This window comes from Pseudomonas sp. QD4 (genome assembly GCF_049199125.1).
Lineage (GTDB): Bacteria > Pseudomonadota > Gammaproteobacteria > Pseudomonadales > Pseudomonadaceae > Aquipseudomonas.
This window is the reverse complement of record NZ_JBLZOM010000005.1, coordinates 277,230-294,878: the sequence shown is the minus strand read 5'-3', so window position 1 is coordinate 294,878 and position 17,649 is coordinate 277,230. Positions and strand designations below refer to the sequence as shown.

9 protein-coding genes and 1 pseudogene are annotated in these 17,649 nt (G+C 63.2%); 5 read left to right on the top strand and 5 right to left on the bottom strand.

Going from position 1 to position 17,649, the window contains the following annotated elements:
• Nucleotides 1–62: 62 nt before the first annotated feature.
• The gene (gene mscK / locus ACOZJV_RS26925) at nt 63–3,416 is read right to left on the bottom strand and encodes a mechanosensitive channel MscK (protein WP_201129161.1); all 3,354 of its coding nucleotides are present in this window, start codon (nt 3,414–3,416) and stop codon (nt 63–65) included.
• 85 nt (nt 3,417–3,501) lie between these two features.
• Nucleotides 3,502–5,244: a potassium/proton antiporter gene (locus tag ACOZJV_RS26920; RefSeq protein WP_078469495.1), complete on the bottom strand. Its 1,743-nt coding sequence runs from the start codon at nt 5,242–5,244 to the stop codon at nt 3,502–3,504.
• A gap of 437 nt (nt 5,245–5,681) precedes the next feature.
• On the opposite strand from ACOZJV_RS26920, the gene ACOZJV_RS26915 reads away from it, so the two are divergent.
• The 4 genes and pseudogenes from ACOZJV_RS26915 to ACOZJV_RS26900 all read left to right on the top strand — a co-directional run bounded on the left by ACOZJV_RS26915 (nt 5,682) and on the right by ACOZJV_RS26900 (nt 8,248).
• Complete coding sequence (locus ACOZJV_RS26915; protein WP_078469497.1) at nt 5,682–5,912, top strand: hypothetical protein; 231 nt, start codon at nt 5,682–5,684, stop codon at nt 5,910–5,912.
• The gene (locus tag ACOZJV_RS26910; RefSeq protein WP_078469498.1) at nt 5,909–6,211 is read left to right on the top strand and encodes a cell division protein ZapA; all 303 of its coding nucleotides are present in this window, start codon (nt 5,909–5,911) and stop codon (nt 6,209–6,211) included. The genes ACOZJV_RS26915 and ACOZJV_RS26910 overlap by 4 nt, the downstream gene beginning before the upstream one ends.
• A 99-nt stretch (nt 6,212–6,310) precedes the next feature.
• Nucleotides 6,311–7,381: pseudogene (locus tag ACOZJV_RS26905) on the top strand (HAMP domain-containing protein); the annotation flags it as partial.
• A gap of 21 nt (nt 7,382–7,402) precedes the next feature.
• Nucleotides 7,403–8,248 carry a methyl-accepting chemotaxis protein gene (locus ACOZJV_RS26900; protein ID WP_421548919.1) on the top strand — a complete coding sequence of 282 codons (846 nt, stop codon included), beginning with the start codon at nt 7,403–7,405 and terminating at the stop codon, nt 8,246–8,248.
• A gap of 51 nt (nt 8,249–8,299) precedes the next feature.
• Here the strand turns inward: ACOZJV_RS26900 and ACOZJV_RS26895 are convergent, their stop codons facing one another.
• A complete protein-coding gene (locus ACOZJV_RS26895) occupies nt 8,300–10,102 on the bottom strand; it encodes an acyl-CoA dehydrogenase (protein ID WP_421548891.1) in 1,803 nt (600 codons plus the stop codon).
• A 190-nt stretch (nt 10,103–10,292) separates the two neighbouring features.
• Nucleotides 10,293–14,246 (bottom strand): trifunctional transcriptional regulator/proline dehydrogenase/L-glutamate gamma-semialdehyde dehydrogenase, encoded by a 3,954-nt coding sequence (gene putA / locus ACOZJV_RS26890; protein WP_421548890.1) that lies wholly within the window; start codon nt 14,244–14,246, stop codon nt 10,293–10,295.
• Between the two features lie 459 nt (nt 14,247–14,705).
• Between putA and putP the strand changes: the two genes are divergently transcribed.
• Nucleotides 14,706–16,190, top strand: a complete 1,485-nt coding sequence (gene putP / locus ACOZJV_RS26885) for a sodium/proline symporter PutP (RefSeq protein WP_078469502.1) — start codon at nt 14,706–14,708, stop codon at nt 16,188–16,190.
• A 72-nt stretch (nt 16,191–16,262) separates the two neighbouring features.
• Here putP and ACOZJV_RS26880 read toward each other — a convergent pair whose 3' ends face one another.
• Nucleotides 16,263–17,534, bottom strand: coding sequence for an O-acetylhomoserine aminocarboxypropyltransferase/cysteine synthase family protein (locus tag ACOZJV_RS26880; protein WP_078469503.1), 1,272 nt, complete (start codon nt 17,532–17,534; stop codon nt 16,263–16,265).
• Nucleotides 17,535–17,649 lie beyond the last annotated feature (115 nt).

Sequence of the window (17,649 nt, the reverse complement as noted above, 5' to 3'; positions counted from 1 at the left end):
CTGTCACCAAGCGGCAACAGGCCCTCGCAGAATGTCCGAGCATTCTGCTCGGGATAGGGCGCCTAGTCGAGTTTGCCCGGCGGCGGCTCTTGCAGCGGCTTGCCTTCGGGCAGCGGGACAATGGTCTTGGTCTCCGGCTCGATGGGCACCATTTTGTACTCCTGGCCGTGGAGGTTTTTCAGGTAGACCTCCATCTGCCGGAACGAAATGTTGATGTGCTGCTTCTTGAACTCGCGGTTGATAAAGCGGTTGACCTCATCCACCACCGGGTTGCGGTCGCCCAGCTCGCGCACGTGCATGCGCAGTTCGTGGTCCAGGGTGCTCTCGCCGAAATTGAGGAAGTACACGTGGGGCTCGGGCTCCTTGAGCACCCGTGGGTTCTCCCGCGCGGCCTTGAGCAGCAGTTCTTTCACCAGGTCCAGGTCCGAGCCGTAGTCGACGCCGAGCTTGAGGGTGACCCGGGTGATGGTATCGGTCAGCGACCAGTTGATCAGTTGCCCGGTGATGAAGGTCTGGTTGGGGACAATGATGTCCTTGCGGTCGAAGTCGGTGATGGTGGTGGCGCGGATGCGGATCTTGCTCACCGTACCCGACAGGTTGCCGATGGTGATGGTGTCGCCAATGCGCACCGGGCGCTCGAACAGGATGATGATGCCGGAGATGAAGTTGGCGAAGATCGCCTGCATGCCAAAACCCAGTCCCACGGACAAGGCCGCTACCAGCCACTGCAACTTGTCCCAACTGACCCCGAGGGTCGAGAGGGTGGCGACGAAACCGACCCCGGCAATGGCGTAGGACAGCAGGGTGGTGGTGGCGTAGGCGCTGCCCTGGGCCAGGTCCAGCTTGGACAGCACCAGCACCTCCAGCAGCCCCGGCAAGTTGCGCGCCAGGGCGAAGGTGATGCCGATAATGATCAGCGCGCCGAGCATGTCGCCGATGCTGATCGGCACCATGCTCATGTTGGCGCCGGTGCCGCTGGTGTATTCGTAGAGGGTGACGTTGTCCAGGTAGGAGAACACGGTGATCAGGTCCGACCAGACCCAGTACAGCGCCGCCATGAAGCCGCCGAGCAAGGCCAGGCGGATCAGGCGCAGGGATTGTTCGTTGACCTTTTCGATATCCAGGGGCGGCTCTTCGACCATCGCATCGCCGCTTTCCCCGGCTTCCTTGGCAGCCTGGCGCTTGCTCAGGGCGCGCTGGTAGGCCAGGCGCCGTGCCGCGACGCTGAGGCCGCGCACGAAGGTGGCTTCGATCACCAGCCAGAACATCAGCAGGTACAGGGTATTGATCAGGCGGTCGCTGAGTTTCAGCGCGGTGTAGTAGTAGCCGAAGCACACCGCGATGAACAAGGCGATCGGCAACGCCGTGAACAGGACCCCCACCGCCTTGCGAAACAGCGAGGCGTTCTGGTGGGTCGGGCTGCTCAGCAGCAGGCGGCTGAGCAGCCAGGCCATCAGTGCGTAACAGGTCAGAACCACGGCGATCCCGAGCACATCATCGGCCAGGGCCGCAGGTTGGTGCTCGGCCACGGCCACCACGGCCACCAGTGCCAGCACCACCAGGCCCAGGCGCCGGACCCAGCCCTGGAGGAATTCGACCTGGGGCTTCTCCCAACGGAAATGCAGTTCGGCCACGCCGCCCGGCGCGAGGATGCGATAGGCGGTGTAGAACACCAGCCAGGCCTGTGCAGTCTGCAACAGCGCGGCACCGAGGTTGGCGTTCTGCCCCCGGGCGTCGATCTGCAAGGCATAGCCGCACAGCGCCAGGGCCAGGGTCACCGGCATGGCCAGGAGGATATTGACCAGGATCGCCAGCGGTGTGTGCCACTGGCTGTCGCGCTTGAAGTGGCCGATGTCCTGGTGAACCTTGTTCAGGCGCGAATACAGGCTCTTGCGTCGCCACAGCAGGGCACCGATCAACAGCAGCAGCGGCAGGAACAGCAACGGGCGCTGGGCCAGGCCGTCGGTCAGCTCGCTCAGGCTCGAGGCCCAGGGCAGGGTGGTGATCTGCTTCTGCAGGCGCTGCGGCACGCCTTCCAGCCATTCGAGGTCCAGCGGCTTGTTGCTGGGGATCCAGAACATCTGCTCGTCGAGGGTCGCCCGCAGGTTTTGCGAGGTGCTCAGCAATTGCTTTTGGTTCAGTTGCAGGGTGATGGATTCGTTGAGCAGCGCGCTCAGTTCGCGGTTCAGCCGCTCCAGCAGGTCGGCGCGGGTGATCGCCAGGTCGAGCAGGGTCCGGCGCAATTGCGGCGTGACCTGCTCGGACGGCTGGGTGGCCAGCAGGTTGTCGACGTAGGTGCTGGGGCTGCTGATCAGCTCGCGCTGCTGGTTGACTTCGAACTGGTACAGGCGGATGTCGGCGATCTGGTCGGCCAGGTCGCGGTCCAGGCGCAGGCGCGGCAGGGCCTGTTTCTGCTTATAGAGGATCTTCGACAGCAGCAGGCTGCCCTTGAGCACGCTGATCTGCTCGTCCAGGGCTGCATCGCTCTGGGTCACGCTGTCCAGTTGCTGCTTGGTTTCCAGGTTCTGCTGGGTCAGTTCGTTGAGACGGTCGGTGCTTTTGAGCAGGTAGTCGGAGAGCTTGAGGTTGGCCGCGCTTTCGCTGGCCAGCAGGCTGCTGCTGCCGGCCTTTTGCGCTTCGATGGACTGCTGGGTGACGGTCTGCTGCGACTGGGCCAGGCGCTTCTGGTTGATCAGGGTCTGCAGGTCCTGGATTTCCTGTTCCAGGCGCGCGGTTTTTTCCATCAGCAGGTCATGCTGGCTGTTGCCCAGGTCCTGCAACTGGCTATTGCCCGCCAGCTCCTGGCGCCGCAGGGGGATCAAGGCATTGATCGCCGCCAGTTCGGCATTCAACAGGTTGCGCTGGTCGGCGCTGAGCAGCTTGCCGTTGTCGCGGCCGGACTTGAGGGTCAGGTTGATCTGCTGGGTGCGGGTCTGGCTGCTGCTGATTTCCGCCTGGGCGCGCTCCGGACGGGTTTGCGCGGTAATGGTCAGGCTGTTGGCATCGGCCAGGGCTTTTTGCAGGTCGCTCTGCTGGGTGGTGCGTTCGGTGAGCAGTTGCTCCAGCTGCGACACCGGCGCGCTGGCATAGCGTTGCGCTACCGGCACCACCTTGGTGGCTTTGAGGCGAGCCAGTTCACGCTGGTTTTCCGTGGTCTGGCGCGGCGCGTTGGCCAGTTGCTGCTTGAGGTCGTTCAGCCGCTGTTCGTAGTCCTGCTTGTTGCTCAACTGGGTCAGGGTGTTTTGCAGCACCGTCTGCAAGGCTTTCTGGTCGGCCTCGGGCAGTTTGCGGTCGGCGATTTTGTCCAGGCTTTGCTGGACCGCTTCGGCGCTGGGCGGTTCGGCAGCCTGGGCGGCGCTTACGGAAAAACACAAGCCCAGCAGGGCAATGGCGAGAAAAGTGCGCAGGGTTGGCATAGAGACCGGTCAAGCAAGTGGAAAAAGGGTCGGGTGCGTCAAAGCTGGTATCAGGTTGATACTAAACCGCAACGCGCCCTGGAGTTTAGAGGAAGAGACCGGGACCCGGGCGACTTCCTTCGGGGAATCTGACGCCCACTTTGCTGATCTTGTTCCCGTCCATCACTGCAACGGTCCAGATGGTGCTGTTCCACTCCACCTGGTCGCCCACCACCGGTGCGCCACCGACCTTCTGGGTGATGAAACGGCTCAATGGCATGTCGCTATCAAGGCCGTCCAGCTTAAGCCCGTACAGCGCCGAAACCGCGCCCAGCTGGGCGTCTCCTTCCAGCACGAAGTCGCCGAAGAAGCGCAGATCCAGGCCACGTTGCGGGGCCTGGCTGAAGAGTTTGCCGAGGGCTGACAGGTTGTGTTCATGGCCGATCACGCACAGCAAATCATCGGCTTCGAGCACCGTACTACCCGACGGATGGAGCAGTTCCTGGCCGCGGAACAGGGCCGCGATCCGCGTGCCCTCGGGCATTTTCAGCTCGCGCAGGGCGGCGCCGATGCACCATTTCTCCGCGCCCAGGCGGTAAACGAACAGCTCCCACTCGCTGGTGACGTGGACTTCCAGCGCGGCCCGGGAAATCGGCGCCGGCTCCGGCGGCACCGTGACCTTCAGCAGCTTGGCGACCCAGGGCAGGCTGGTGCCCTGGACCAGCAACGACACCAGGACGATAAAGAACGCCAGGTTGAAGTACAGCTGGGCGTGGGGCAGCCCGGCCATCAGCGGGAACACCGCGAGAATGATCGGTACCGCGCCGCGCAGGCCGACCCAGGAGATAAAGGCTTTTTCCCGGCCATGGAAGGCCTTGAACGGCAGCAGGCCGACCATCACCGACAGTGGACGGGCAAACAGGATCATCCACAGCGCCAGGCCCAGGGCCGGCAGGGCGATGGGCAGCAGGTCGTGGGGGGTGACCAGCAGCCCCAGCACCAGGAACATGCCGATCTGCGCCAGCCAGGCCATGCCGTCGAGCATGTGCAGGATGCCGTGGCGGCTGCGCACCGGGCGATTGCCGATCACCAGGCCACACAGGTACACCGCGAGGAAACCGCTGCCATGCAGGGCGTTGGTCAGGGCGAATACCAGCAGGCCGCCGCTGATCACCAGGATCGGGTACAGGCCGTTGGCCAGATGGATGCGGTTGACCATTTGCAGCATCACCCAGCCACCGCCCAGGCCGATCACGCCACCGATGCCGAACTCGCGCAGCAGGTGCCCGAGCAGGCTCCAGTGCAGGCCGGTCTGGCCGCTGGCGAGCATGTCGATCAGGGTCACGGTGAGGAACACCGCCATCGGGTCGTTGCTGCCGGATTCGATCTCCAGGCTCGCGGTCACCCGTTCGTTCAGGCCCTTGCCGCCCAGCAGGGAAAACACCGCCGCGGCATCCGTGGAGCCGACGATGGCGCCGATCAACAGGCCCTGGATCAGGTTGAGGTCAAATAGCCAGGCGGCGGCCATGCCGGTCAGCCCGGTGGTAATGAGCACCCCGACCGTGGCCAGGGACAACGCCGGCCACAACGCCACGCGAAAGCTCGAGACCCGGGTGCGCAGGCCACCGTCGAGCAGGATCACGGCCAGGGCCAGGTTGCCCACCAGGTACGCGGTTGGGTAATTGTCGAAAATGATCCCGCCGCCATCAACGCCGGCAGCCATGCCCACGGCCAGGATGATCACCAGGATCGGGATGCCCAGGCGGGACGAAAGTGAACTGACTAAAATGCTCGCACCTACCAGCAACGCGCCGATCAAGAACAGGCTGTTGATGGTCGTCGCATTCAAAGGCAGTACTCCAGGAGCGAAAAGGCGGGCACAAACTGACCATGCAGTCTGCGTGCCAGCGATTCTAACCTGTTGAAATACGGTGATGTCAAAAAGCTTTTTCAGCAATCGCTCGCCACCCTCTGATGCGAGCTAAAACGGGTTCAACCGCTGCTGGCAAAAGAGTGCCAGGTGCACACCGGGTGGTTTTTCCCCTTGCGCGGTTGCCTGGCCGACCCTTTCCCGAGGTCGGTGCCAGCGCCGACGACCCTTGGGATTTTCAGAAAAATCCGAGCAGGCGACGAGGCGTCAGGAACCACATGGGCCCGAGGCAGTCTTTAGGACTCATCTGTGAGGTCAGCAGCCAGGTTTATCAAGGCGTTGCGCCGGATAGCCCTGGCATCCGTGGTGACTTTTCTTTATCGTACGCGCCCTTTGAAAATGCTCGGAAAATCATAATGTTGGAAGCATCCCTAAGCCAATTGGAACAGCTGGTCAGCGACCTGGTGCAACAGAACCAGGAACTGCTCGGCACGAACGAAACCCTGAAGAGCGAACTGGCTCAGGCCAAGGATGAAAACGAAAGCCTGCAACTGAGCCTGATGGAGCAGGAAGAGAAACAAGGCGCGACCGCCGCCCGTATCCAGGCCCTGGTCGAGCGCGTCAGCGCTGGTCCCGTTAGCGCATGATGCACGGCGCCGAAGGGGTAAAAGTCGTCTCGATTCTCGGTGAAACCTATTCGATCAAGGCGCCGGCCGGGGAAGAGCAGACCCTGCTGGACGCTGCATTGATGTTGAAAGCCGCGTTGGCCGACACCAAGAAGAAATACCCATCGTTGATTGGCGACCGGTTGTTGGTGCTGGCAGCGATGAATCTGTGTTCGCAGCAGATCGAGATGCAAAAGCGCCACCAGCAGGAACTCAACCGTTACCAAGAGCAAGTCAGCGCCACGGTTGAAGTCATCGCCAAGACCATCAACCAGGGTTGAAGGGTTTGAGTACAACCAAGGAATAGATTGTCGATTGAGTTGTATACAATCGGCACGGCTGTTGCAGTGTTTCAGCCTCTTATTCTTTGGGGGTGCTCCATGCAGTTCTGGCGACGCAGTATTCAATGGCAACTGATCCTGGGCATGGGTACTGCCCTGCTGGTCAGTGTTCTGATCGTGGTTGGCCTCTACACCCTGGTGGTCAACCGCCTGGCCCAGAGCTATCTGCTGGAGCAGGCACTGCCGTCGAGCATCGAAGCGATGCGCAACGATATCGAACGGATTCTGGTACAGCCGCTGACGGCGGCGAAGGACATCGCCGGCAACACAATGGTGCGTGATTGGCTGGCGGGGGGCGAAAACGTCGCTCAATCGGACAGCTTCGTCAGTTACCTGGAAGGTATCCGCGCCGAGCACCAGGCCTTCACCGCTCTGATCGCGGGCACCGCCAGCCACCACTACTACAACGAAAAAGGCCTGGACCGGACCCTCAGCCGGTCCAATCCCGCCGACTCCTGGTTCTACTCCTTCATCGACGGCGATTCGCCGCGCCTGCTCAATATCGATAACGACACCAGCACCGGCGAGCTGGCGCTGTTCATCGACCTCAAGGTGCGCCAGGCCGGCAAGGTGGTGGGCGTGGCCGGGCTGGGCCTGAGCATGCGCGAGCTGTCGGAGTTGATTCACAATTTCAGTTTTGGCGAGCGCGGCAAGGTGTTGCTGGTGCGAGACGACGGCCTGATCCAGGTCCACCCCGAGGCCCGGTTCAGCGGCAAGCGCCAGCTGGCGCAGCAGATCGGCGACGACGCGGCCAAGGCGGTGATGGGCCATCAAGGCCTGTCCAGCAGCGCCTTCATCCGCGACGGCGAGGACTACCTGGCCTTCAGCCTGCCCCTGCGCGACCTGGGCTGGACCCTGGTGGCCGAAGTGCCCAGGGCGCAGATCTACGCCGAGGCCCGGCGGGCCCTGTGGCTGACCAGCGGCATCGGTTTGGCCGTGGCCCTGGCCTGCCTGTTATTGGTGGTGCTGCTGGCGCGTGGGCTGGTGCGGCCGATCCGCCAGGTAACAGCGGCGCTGGTAGCGATTGGTAGCGGTGGTGGCGATTTGACCCATCGCCTGGATGCCAGTCGTGCCGATGAGCTGGGTGATCTGGCCCGGGGCTTCAATCGTTTTCTGCAAAGCCAGCGCGACATGATCGGCGAAGTCCTGGCCACCAGCGAGCGCCTGCGTGCGGCCGTGGGCCAGGTGGCGCAGGTGGTGGACAACACCGCCGGGCGTTCCGGCCGCCAGCAGGAAATGACCGACATGGTGGCCACCGCCGTCCACGAAATGGGCCTGACGGTGCAGGACATCGCGCAGAACGCCGGCAACGCCGCGCTCGCCTCGCAGTCGGCACGGGACGAGGCGTTGCAGGCCCGTGATGTGGTGGGGGGATCGATCCGGCATATCCAGAGCCTGTCCGATGAGGTGGGGATTGCCGCCGAGGCGGTGAGCGAACTGGCGACCCAGGTGGCTTCCATCGATCAGGTGCTGGCGGTGATTCGCAGTATTTCCGAACAGACCAACCTGTTGGCCTTGAACGCCGCCATCGAAGCGGCGCGGGCCGGTGACATGGGCCGTGGTTTCGCGGTGGTGGCCGATGAAGTGCGAACCCTGGCGCGGCGGACCCAAGCCTCCACTGATGAGATCCAGCACATGATCCAGCGCCTCAAGCAGGGCGCGGAGAACGCCGTGTCTTCCATGCATTCCGGGCAGGCGGCCACCGGCACCGGGGTCGAGTCGAGCCAGCGCACCGGGGCTTCCCTGACCGCGATTACCGGCCAGGTCGAGCGCATCAGCGACATGAACCATCAGGTGGCGACGGCCACCGAGGAGCAGTCGGCGGTGACCGAGGAAATCAATCGCAATGTGCAGGGCATCTCCGACCTGGCGAGGGCCACGGCCAGTGAAGTGCAGGCCTGCCGCGAGGACTGCCAGACCCTGCAGCGCCTGGCGGATGACCTGGCGCGGCAGGTGGGCGGGTTCAAACTGGGTTGATCGAGTGCGTCAGGCCCAGTTTCTCAGAGCCCGCGCCTCAGAGCCCGTGCCTCAGAACCAGGCGTCCTGCATGGTCAGGCAGGTGTCGTCCCGGGCTTCGAGCAGGGCCAGTTCATGATGGCAACTCGGTACTTCCCAGGTCAGGAAGTACCGCGCCGCCTGTAATTTGCCCTGGTAGAAATCGCTGTCCGCCGGGTTGCCCCTGGCCAGCCCTTGTTCGGCGTGGATCGCCTGTTCCAGCCAGCGCCAGCCAATCACCGTGTGGCCGAAGGCTTTGAGGTACAGCGCCGAGTTGGCCAGGCTGCTGTTGACCCGGCCCTGGGCCAGGTCGCCGAGCAGGCCCAGGGTCACGCTTTGCAGGCGTGCCACCAGTTGCTCCAGGGGCTGGCGCAGGCGCGTCAGTGATTCATGGGCCTGGGCCCGTTCTGTGGTCTGGGCGATCAGGCGGATCAGTTGCTTCAGGCCGGCGCCGCCGTTCTGCGCCAGCTTGCGCCCCAGCAGGTCGAGGGACTGGATGCCGTGGGTGCCTTCGTGGATCGGGTTCAGGCGGTTGTCGCGGTAGTACTGCTCCACCGGGTATTCGCGGGTGTAGCCGTGGCCGCCGAGGATCTGGATCGCCAGCTCGTTGGCCTTGAGGCAAAACTCCGAAGGCCAGGATTTGACGATCGGGGTCAGCAGGTCCAGCAGTTCGTGGGCCTGCCTGCGCTCGGCCTCGCTGCCCAGGGTGGTGGTGTCATCGAACAGCCGCGCGGCATACAGGCCAAGGTCGAACGCGCCTTCCACATAGGCCTTCTGGGTCAGCAGCATGCGCTTGACGTCGGCGTGCTGGATGATCGACACCGGTGCGGTGTTCGGGTCCTTGCTGTCCGGCAGGCGGCCCTGTGGCCGTTCGCGGGCGTACTCCAGGGAGTACAGGTAACCGGCATAGCCGAGCATCACCGCGCCCATGCCGACGCCGATCCGTGCCTCGTTCATCATCTGGAACATATAGCTCAGGCCCTGGTGCGGCTTGCCCACCAGGTAGCCGACGCAGGCGCCGTTGTCGCCGAAGTTCAGTGCGGTGGAGGTGGTGCCGCGCCAGCCCATCTTGTGAAACAGCCCGGCCAGCAGCACGTCGTTGCGCGGACCGAGGCTGCCGTCATCGTTGACCAGGAACTTGGGCACGATAAACAGCGAAATGCCCTTCACTCCGGCCGGTGCATCCGGCAGCTTGGCCAGGACCATGTGCACGATGTTTTCCGACAGCGGGTGATCGCCGCCGGAGATAAAGATCTTGTTGCCCTTGAGTCGGTAGCTGCCATCGGCCGCCGGTTCGGCGCGAGTGCGGATATCCGACAGCGAAGAGCCGGCGTGGGGTTCGGTGAGGGCCATGGTGCCGAAGAAACGACCGTCGATCATCGGTTGCAGGAAGCGTTGCTTCTGCTCCTCGGTGCCGAAGCTCTCGATCAGGTTGGCCGCACCCATGGTCAGGAACGGATAAGAAGTCGAGGCCGCGTTGGCCGCCTGGAAATGCGCAAAGCAGGCCTGGGACAGCAAGGTTGGCAACTGCATGCCGCCAGCCTCGAAACTGCGGGCAGCATTGAGAAAGCCGGCCTCGAGAAAGGCGTCGACGGCGGGTTTGACGTCGGGAATCAGAATCGCGGCGCCGTTCTCATAGCGCGGTTCGTTCTCGTCACCCTTGCGGTTGTGCGGGGCGAAGAACTTCTCGGCAATGCTGCGGGCGGTGCCGATGGCGGCATCGAACGTTTCGCGATTGTGTTCGGCAAACCGCTCGCGCTGGGTCAGGCCCTCGGCATCGAGGACTTCATACAGCTCGAAAGCCAGATTGCGGGAACTGAGCAGCGTCTCGGACATGGCGGCCTACCTGTAGAAAAGTATGCCGCGAGTGTAGGAAGGCTTATAAAAAGGGGGAAGGAAGATAGATGGGGGTGATGGGGCGGCACAAGCAGCAAGTAACAGCGGCAAGTTGCAAGCTTCTAGCGGCAAGAAAAAAGCAGCCCGAACTGGACTGCTTTTCCTTGCCGCTAGAAGCTTGCCGCTGCTCTTACCCGATGGTCATGAGGCTGGCGTTACCGCCCGCCGCAGCAGTGTTGACGCTCAGTGCGCGCTCGATCACCAGGCGTTCCAGGGCCACCCCGGTTTCGCCCTGGGACAGGCCGTGCACGCCGACGATGGCACCGGCACGCTTGGCCACTTGCTCGCACACTGCGCGCAACTGGTCGGAGTCGCCGTGATGCAGTACGGCATCGATCAGCACCTCGTCCTTGGTCCAATCGGCGACGCGCTGGATGCGGGCCTGGACGTCCTTCGGCAGGCGCGCATACAGCGCCTTGCCCGGTTCACCTTCCGGCCATACCGCGCTGCCGCCTACGGCCAGTACCGCGGCCAGTTGCGTCAGCAGGTCGCCTTCGTCCTGGGCCAGGCACAGCACGTGTTCGCGGGGCAGGATCGCGTAGCTGTTGCGCTCACCGGTCGGGCCGGCCAGGGTCCGGGTGACGCCACTTTGCGATTGCGCCGCAAGCTGCACGCAGAGCGCGCCCAGTTCCGCCAACTTATTGCTTTCGGCCCAGGCTTGCAGGGCGCCCAGCGGTTTGCTCATGGCGTCGCGCAGGCGCACATCCGGTGCATTCAGGGCGTCGCCACGAGCGAACGACTGCTCGATGGCGTCCACTGGGCGGGTCGACAGCAGGCGGTACAGGTACAGCGGGCCACCGGCTTTCGGGCCAGTGCCCGACAGGCCTTCGCCGCCGAACGGTTGAACACCGACCACGGCGCCAACGATGTTGCGGTTGACGTAGACGTTACCGGCATGGACGTTGTCGATCACCTTGGCGATGGTTTCGTCGATGCGGGTGTGCACGCCCAGGGTCAGGCCGTAGCCCGAGGCGTTGATCTGGGCGATCAACTGGTCGATCTCTTTGCGCTTGTAGCGCACCACGTGCAGCACCGGACCGAAGATCTCCCGTTGCAGCTCGTCGAAGCTTTCCAGTTCGATCAGGGTCGGCATGACGAAGGTGCCGCGCTTGATTTCTTCGCCGTCGGCAATCGCCACCTGGTACACGTTGCGACCTTTGTCGCGCATGGCCTGGATATGTTTCTCGATGCCGGCCTTGGCTTCGGCGTCGATCACCGGGCCGATGTCCACCGACAGGCGCTCCGGGTTGCCCAGACGGCATTCAGCCATGGCGCCCTTGAGCATTTCGATCACGCGGTCTGCCGAATCTTCCTGCAGGCACAGTACGCGCAGGGCCGAGCAACGCTGGCCGGCGCTGTCGAAGGCCGAGGACACCACGTCGATGACCACTTGTTCGGTCAGCGCCGAGGAGTCGACGATCATCGCGTTCTGGCCGCCGGTTTCGGCGATCAGCGGAATCGGCCGGCCCTGGTTGTCCAGGCGCCCGGCGACGTTGCGTTGCAGCAGCCGCGCCACTTCGGTGGAGCCAGTGAACATCACGCCTTTGACCCGATCGTCGCCAACCAGGCGGGCGCCGACGGTTTCGCCGCGGCCCGGCAGCAGTTGCAGCACGCCTTCGGGAATCCCGGCTTCGAGCAGAATGCGCACGGCTTGTGCCGCCACCAGCGGGGTTTGCTCGGCAGGCTTGGCCAGTACCGGGTTACCGGCAGCCAGCGCTGCGGCGACCTGGCCACTGAAGATGGCCAGCGGGAAGTTCCACGGGCTGATGCAGACCACCGGGCCCAATGGGCGGTGGGCATCGTTGGTGAAGTCGTTGCGAGCCTGTACCGCGTAGTAGCGCAGGAAGTCCACGGCTTCACGCACTTCGGCGATGGCGTTGGCGAAGGTCTTGCCGGCTTCGCGGGCCAGCAGGCCCATCAGCGGCTGGATCTCGCCTTCCATTAGGTCGGCGGCGCGTTCCAGGATCGCGGCGCGTTCGGCGGGCGGGGTCGCCTGCCAGATCGGGCCAGCGTTGATCGCGCACTGGAGAGCATTGTCGACGTCTTCGACCGTGGCTTCCTGGACATGACCGACCACGTCGCGCAGATCCGACGGGTTGAGCACGGGGGCAGGCGCTTCGGTGCTGGACGCGCAGCCCAGCATCGGCGCGGCTTTCCAGTTGTTGTGAGCAGTGGCCAGCAGGGCGCAGGACAGCGATGCCAGGCGGTGTTCGTTGGCCAGGTCGATGCCCGCCGAGTTGGCGCGCTCGCTGCCGTACAGATCACGCGGCAATGGAATACGCGGGTGCGGCAGGCCGAAGCCGCCTTCCAGCGTCGCCATTTGCTCGATGCTGGCCACTGGATCGGCCACCAGCTCCTGGATCGAAATCGACTGGTCGGCAATTCGGTTGACGAACGAGGTGTTGGCGCCGTTTTCCAGCAGGCGACGGACCAGGTAGGCCAGCAGGGTTTCATGGGTGCCCACCGGTGCGTACACGCGGCACGGTCGGTTCAACTTGCCTTCGGCAACCTTGCCCACCACTTGCTCGTACAGGGGTTCGCCCATGCCGTGCAGGCACTGGAACTCGTACTGGCCCGGGTAATAGTTCTGCCCGGCGATGTGGTAGATGGCCGACAGGGTGTGGGCGTTGTGGGTCGCGAACTGCGGGTAGATGACTTCCGGCACCGACAGCAGCTTGCGTGCGCAGGCGATGTAGGAAACGTCGGTGTAGACCTTGCGGGTGTAGACCGGGTAGCCCTCCAGGCCTTCGACCTGGGCGCGCTTGATTTCGCTGTCCCAGTACGCGCCTTTTACCAGGCGGATCATCAGGCGATGGCGGCTGCGGCGCGCGAGGTCGATCACGTAGTCGATCACGTACGGGCAGCGTTTCTGATAGGCCTGGATCACAAAGCCGATACCGTTCCAGCCGGTCAGCTGCGGCTCGAAGCACAGGCGCTCCAGCAGGTCCAGGGACAGCTCCAGGCGGTCGGCTTCTTCGGCGTCGATGTTCAGGCCGATGTCGTATTGCTTGGCCAAGAGGGTCAGCGACAGCAGACGCGGGTACAGCTCGTCCATCACGCGCTCGTACTGGGCGCGGCTGTAACGCGGGTGCAGGGCCGAGAGCTTGATCGAGATGCCCGGGCCTTCATAAATGCCGCGGCCGTGGGAAGCCTTGCCGATCGAATGGATGGCCTGCTCGTAGGAGGCGAGGTACTTCTGTGCATCGTGTTCGGTGAGTGCTGCTTCACCGAGCATGTCGTAGGAGTAGCGGAAGCCCTTGGCTTCGAACTTGCTGGCGTTGGCCAGGGCTTCGGCGATGGTTTCGCCGGTGACGAACTGTTCGCCCATCAGGCGCATGGCCATGTCGACGCCCTTGCGGATCATCGGCTCGCCGCTCTTGCCGATGATGCGGCTCAGGGACGATGTCAGGCCGGCTTCGTTGTGGGTGGCCACCAGTTTGCCGGTCAGCAGCAGGCCCCAGGTGGCCGCGTTGACGAACAGCGACGGGCTGTTGCCCAGGTGCGGCTGCCAGTTGCCGGTGCTGATCTTGTCGCGGATCAGCGCGTCACGGGTGCCCTTGTCGGGAATGCGCAGCAGCGCTTCGGCCAGGCACATCAGGGCCACGCCCTCCTGGGACGACAGGGAGAACTCCTGCAGCAGGCCCTGAACGATACCGGCACGGCCGCCGGCGCTCTTCTGGTTGCGCAGTTTTTCCGCAATCGACGACGCCAGCTTGTTGGTGGCTTCGGCCATGGCCGCCGGCAGGCGGGCCTGCTCGATCAGCATCGGCACCACTTCCGGTTCCGGACGGCGGTAGGCGGCGGTGATCGATGCACGCAGCACCGACTGCGGGAGGATGCTTTCGGCGAATTCGAGGAAGCACTGGTGCGCGTGGTCGAGTTGCACCTCGCCGGCTTCGTCGCCGTCGGTGCGGATCGAACCGCTGAGCTCAGTCAGGGTTGCACCACCCTCGAGTTTTTCCAGGTAATTGAAAATTGCCTGCTTGATCAGCCAGTGCGGTGTGCGATCAATCGAGGTCGCGGCCGCCTTCAGGCGCTCGCGGGTCGGGTCATCGAGTTTGACCCCAAGGGTGGTGGTAGCCATATTTTTATCCTCATGTTTGCCACGACTGCGTGGCATCAGCTGGGCGCAAGATTAGCCGGGCGCCGAAAGAGGTGCAACCGGGTGCAACCCTTTTTTTGTCGGACAAATACGCAGCTCATCAGGAAAAAAATTCCAGTTGCTTGGGTGTGATCGCAGTTGGTGCTTTTCATTCTGAAAATCGGGCTTTTTGCTCCAAAAGGGAGCAAGAAATGGGTTATTACGGATTAAAACGACTAGGTGCAACTAATTCTCAAGAAACTGGTTGCACCCTATTTGGGTTGTTGAATAGGATTCGCGCCCAAGGTGCAACCGTCTCACGAGGGCGGTTCACCGGCTGATGGCTTTCCTGGGGAAACATCGGTCATAAATGCGCGGAACACCCCATCGTCTGTCAGACGTACACGTTTGGCGGTGAAGAATGACCGCAGCACCATAAAAACAAAGCCAGGGCGTAACTCAATGAGTGCAAGCAATCCAACCTTGATCACCTTCGTGATCTATATCGCAGCAATGGTGCTGATCGGCTTCATGGCCTATCGCTCTACCAATAACCTTTCCGACTACATTCTGGGCGGCCGCAGCCTGGGCAGCGTGGTAACTGCGCTTTCCGCCGGTGCCTCGGACATGAGCGGCTGGTTGTTGATGGGCCTGCCAGGTGCCATCTATATGTCGGGCCTGTCGGAAAGCTGGATCGCCATCGGCCTGATCATCGGCGCCTACCTGAACTGGCTGTTCGTGGCCGGTCGCCTGCGGGTGCAGACCGAGCACAACGGCGATGCCTTGACCCTGCCGGATTATTTCTCCAGCCGTTTCGAGGATAAAAGCGGTCTGCTGCGGATCATTTCCGCGGTCGTGATCCTGGTGTTCTTCACCATCTACTGCGCTTCGGGCATCGTGGCCGGCGCCCGTCTGTTCGAAAGCACCTTCGGCATGTCCTACGAGACCGCGCTGTGGGCCGGCGCTGCCGCGACCATCGCCTACACCTTCGTCGGCGGTTTCCTGGCGGTGAGCTGGACCGACACCGTACAAGCCACGCTGATGATCTTCGCCCTGCTGTTGACGCCGATCATCGTGCTGCTGGCCACCGGTGGCGTCGACACCACCTTCCTGGCCATCGAGGCCCAGGACCCAAGCAACTTCGACATGCTGAAAAACACCACCTTCGTCGGCGTGATCTCGCTGCTGGGCTGGGGCCTGGGTTACTTCGGCCAGCCGCACATCCTGGCGCGCTTCATGGCCGCGGATTCGGTGAAATCGATCGCCAAGGCCCGTCGCATCTCCATGACCTGGATGATCCTGTGCCTGGGCGGCACCGTGGCGGTGGGCTTCTTCGGCATCGCCTACTTCTCGGCGCATCCGGAAGTGGCCGGCCCTGTGACCGAGAACCACGAGCGTGTGTTCATCGAGCTGGCCAAGCTGCTGTTCAATCCGTGGATTGCCGGTGTCCTGCTGTCGGCCATCCTGGCGGCGGTCATGAGCACCCTGAGTTGCCAGTTGCTGGTGTGCTCCAGTGCCTTGACCGAAGACTTCTACAAGGCTTTCCTGCGTAAAAACGCTTCCCAGGTCGAGCTGGTGTGGGTCGGTCGGGCCATGGTGCTGCTGGTGGCCCTGGTTGCCATCCTCATGGCCGCCAACCCGGAAAACCGCGTACTTGGCCTGGTCAGCTACGCCTGGGCCGGCTTCGGCGCTGCCTTCGGTCCTGTGGTGCTGATCTCGGTGCTGTGGAAAGGCATGACCCGTGACGGCGCGTTGGCGGGGATCATTGTCGGTGCGGCCACTGTGATTCTGTGGAAACACTTCGACACCATGGGCCTGTACGAAATCATCCCGGGCTTTATCTTCGCCAGCCTGGCGATCCTCCTGGTCAGCAGCAAAGGCCGCCCTACGGCGGGCATGCTGCAACGCTTTGACGCTGCGGAAAAAGACTTCAAACTCAATCGCTGACGGCCACGAGCCAAGGCTCGTTGCCCTCGGATAAGAAACGGCCCGCCACCTTCTGGTTGCGGGCCGTTTTTTTTAGGCCAGGCTCAGGGCCTGGTCGAGGTCGGCAAGGATGTCTTCGATGGCTTCTATGCCCACCGAGAGGCGGATCATTTCCGGTTTGACCCCGGCTTTGGCTTGCTCCTGCTCATTCATCTGGCGATGGGTGGTGGAGGCCGGGTGACAGGCCAGGGACTTGGCGTCGCCGATGTTCACCAGGCGCTTGAAGATCTGCAGCGCGTCGTAGAAACGCACGCCGGCTTCATAGCCGCCCTTGAGGCCGAACGAGAGAATCGCCGACGGTTTGCCCTTCATGTATTTCTGCGCCAGCTCGTGGTGCGGGTGGTCAGGCAGCCCGGCGTAGCTGACCCAGGCCACCTGGGCATGCTGCTGCAGGAACTGCGCGACCTTGAGCGCGTTCTCGGTGTGGCGTTCCATGCGCAGGGCCAGGGTCTCCAGGCCTTGCAGCAGCAGGAACGCGTTCATCGGCGCCAGGGCTGCGCCGGTGTTGCGCAGTGGCACGGTACGGGCGCGGGCGATAAAGGCCGCCGGGCCGAACTTCTCGGTGTAGACCACACCGTGGTAGGCCGGCTCCGGGGTGTTGAGGCTGGCGAATTTTTGCGGGTGGTCGGCCCACGGGAAGGTGCCGCTGTCGACAATCACCCCACCCAGGGAGTTGCCGTGGCCGCCCACGTACTTGGTCACCGAGTGCACCACGATATCGGCGCCGAACTGGATCGGCTTGCACAGGATCGGCGTGGCCACGGTGTTGTCCACCATCAGCGGCACGCCACGGGCGTGAGCGGCCTGGGCCAGGCCTTCGAGGTCGACGATGTTGCCGGCCGGGTTGCCGATGCTTTCGCAGTACACCAGCTTGGTCTTGTCGTCGATCAGCTCGGCAATCGCCTCGGCCGAATCATCCCGGGCAAACCGCACCTCGACGCCGAAGCTGGGCAGCAGGTGGGCGAACAGGGTGTAGGTGCCGCCGTACAGCTGCGGGGTGGAGACAATATTGTCACCGGCCTGGGTCAGGGTCTGGATCGCGTAGTGGATCGCCGCACTGCCCGCGGCCACTGCCAACCCGGCAATCCCGCCTTCCAGGGCTGCCATGCGCTGCTCCAGCACATCGTTGGTGGGGTTCATGATGCGGGTGTAGATATTGCCCGGCACATCGAGGTTGAACAGGTCCGCGCCATGCTGCGCGTTATCGAACTCGAAGGCGACGTTCTGGTAGATCGGCACGGCCACGGCCTTGGTCGTCGGGTCTGATTTGAATCCATGGTGCAGCGCAATCGTTGCGTCTTTCATAAGTGGCTCGACCTCCTTGGCTTGCATTGGTTTTTTTGTAGGGCCTGAATGTAATGCGCTTCGCAGCGCACAGGTCGAACTGGCATTAGAATTTTTTCTCACCCCGGCCCCGGTT

Excerpts from the sequence above, each read along its gene's own strand:
- mscK (WP_201129161.1), bottom strand. The coding sequence starts at position 3,416 with ATGCCAACCCTGCGCACTTTTCTCGCCATTGCCCTGCTGGGCTTGTGT.
- putP (WP_078469502.1), top strand. The coding sequence starts at position 14,706 with ATGAGTGCAAGCAATCCAACCTTGATCACCTTCGTGATCTATATCGCA.
- putA (WP_421548890.1), bottom strand. The coding sequence starts at position 14,246 with ATGGCTACCACCACCCTTGGGGTCAAACTCGATGACCCGACCCGCGAG.
- ACOZJV_RS26915 (WP_078469497.1), top strand. The coding sequence starts at position 5,682 with ATGTTGGAAGCATCCCTAAGCCAATTGGAACAGCTGGTCAGCGACCTG.
- ACOZJV_RS26895 (WP_421548891.1), bottom strand. The coding sequence starts at position 10,102 with ATGTCCGAGACGCTGCTCAGTTCCCGCAATCTGGCTTTCGAGCTGTAT.
- ACOZJV_RS26880 (WP_078469503.1), bottom strand. The coding sequence starts at position 17,534 with ATGAAAGACGCAACGATTGCGCTGCACCATGGATTCAAATCAGACCCG.
- ACOZJV_RS26910 (WP_078469498.1), top strand. The coding sequence starts at position 5,909 with ATGATGCACGGCGCCGAAGGGGTAAAAGTCGTCTCGATTCTCGGTGAA.
- ACOZJV_RS26900 (WP_421548919.1), top strand. The coding sequence starts at position 7,403 with ATGATCGGCGAAGTCCTGGCCACCAGCGAGCGCCTGCGTGCGGCCGTG.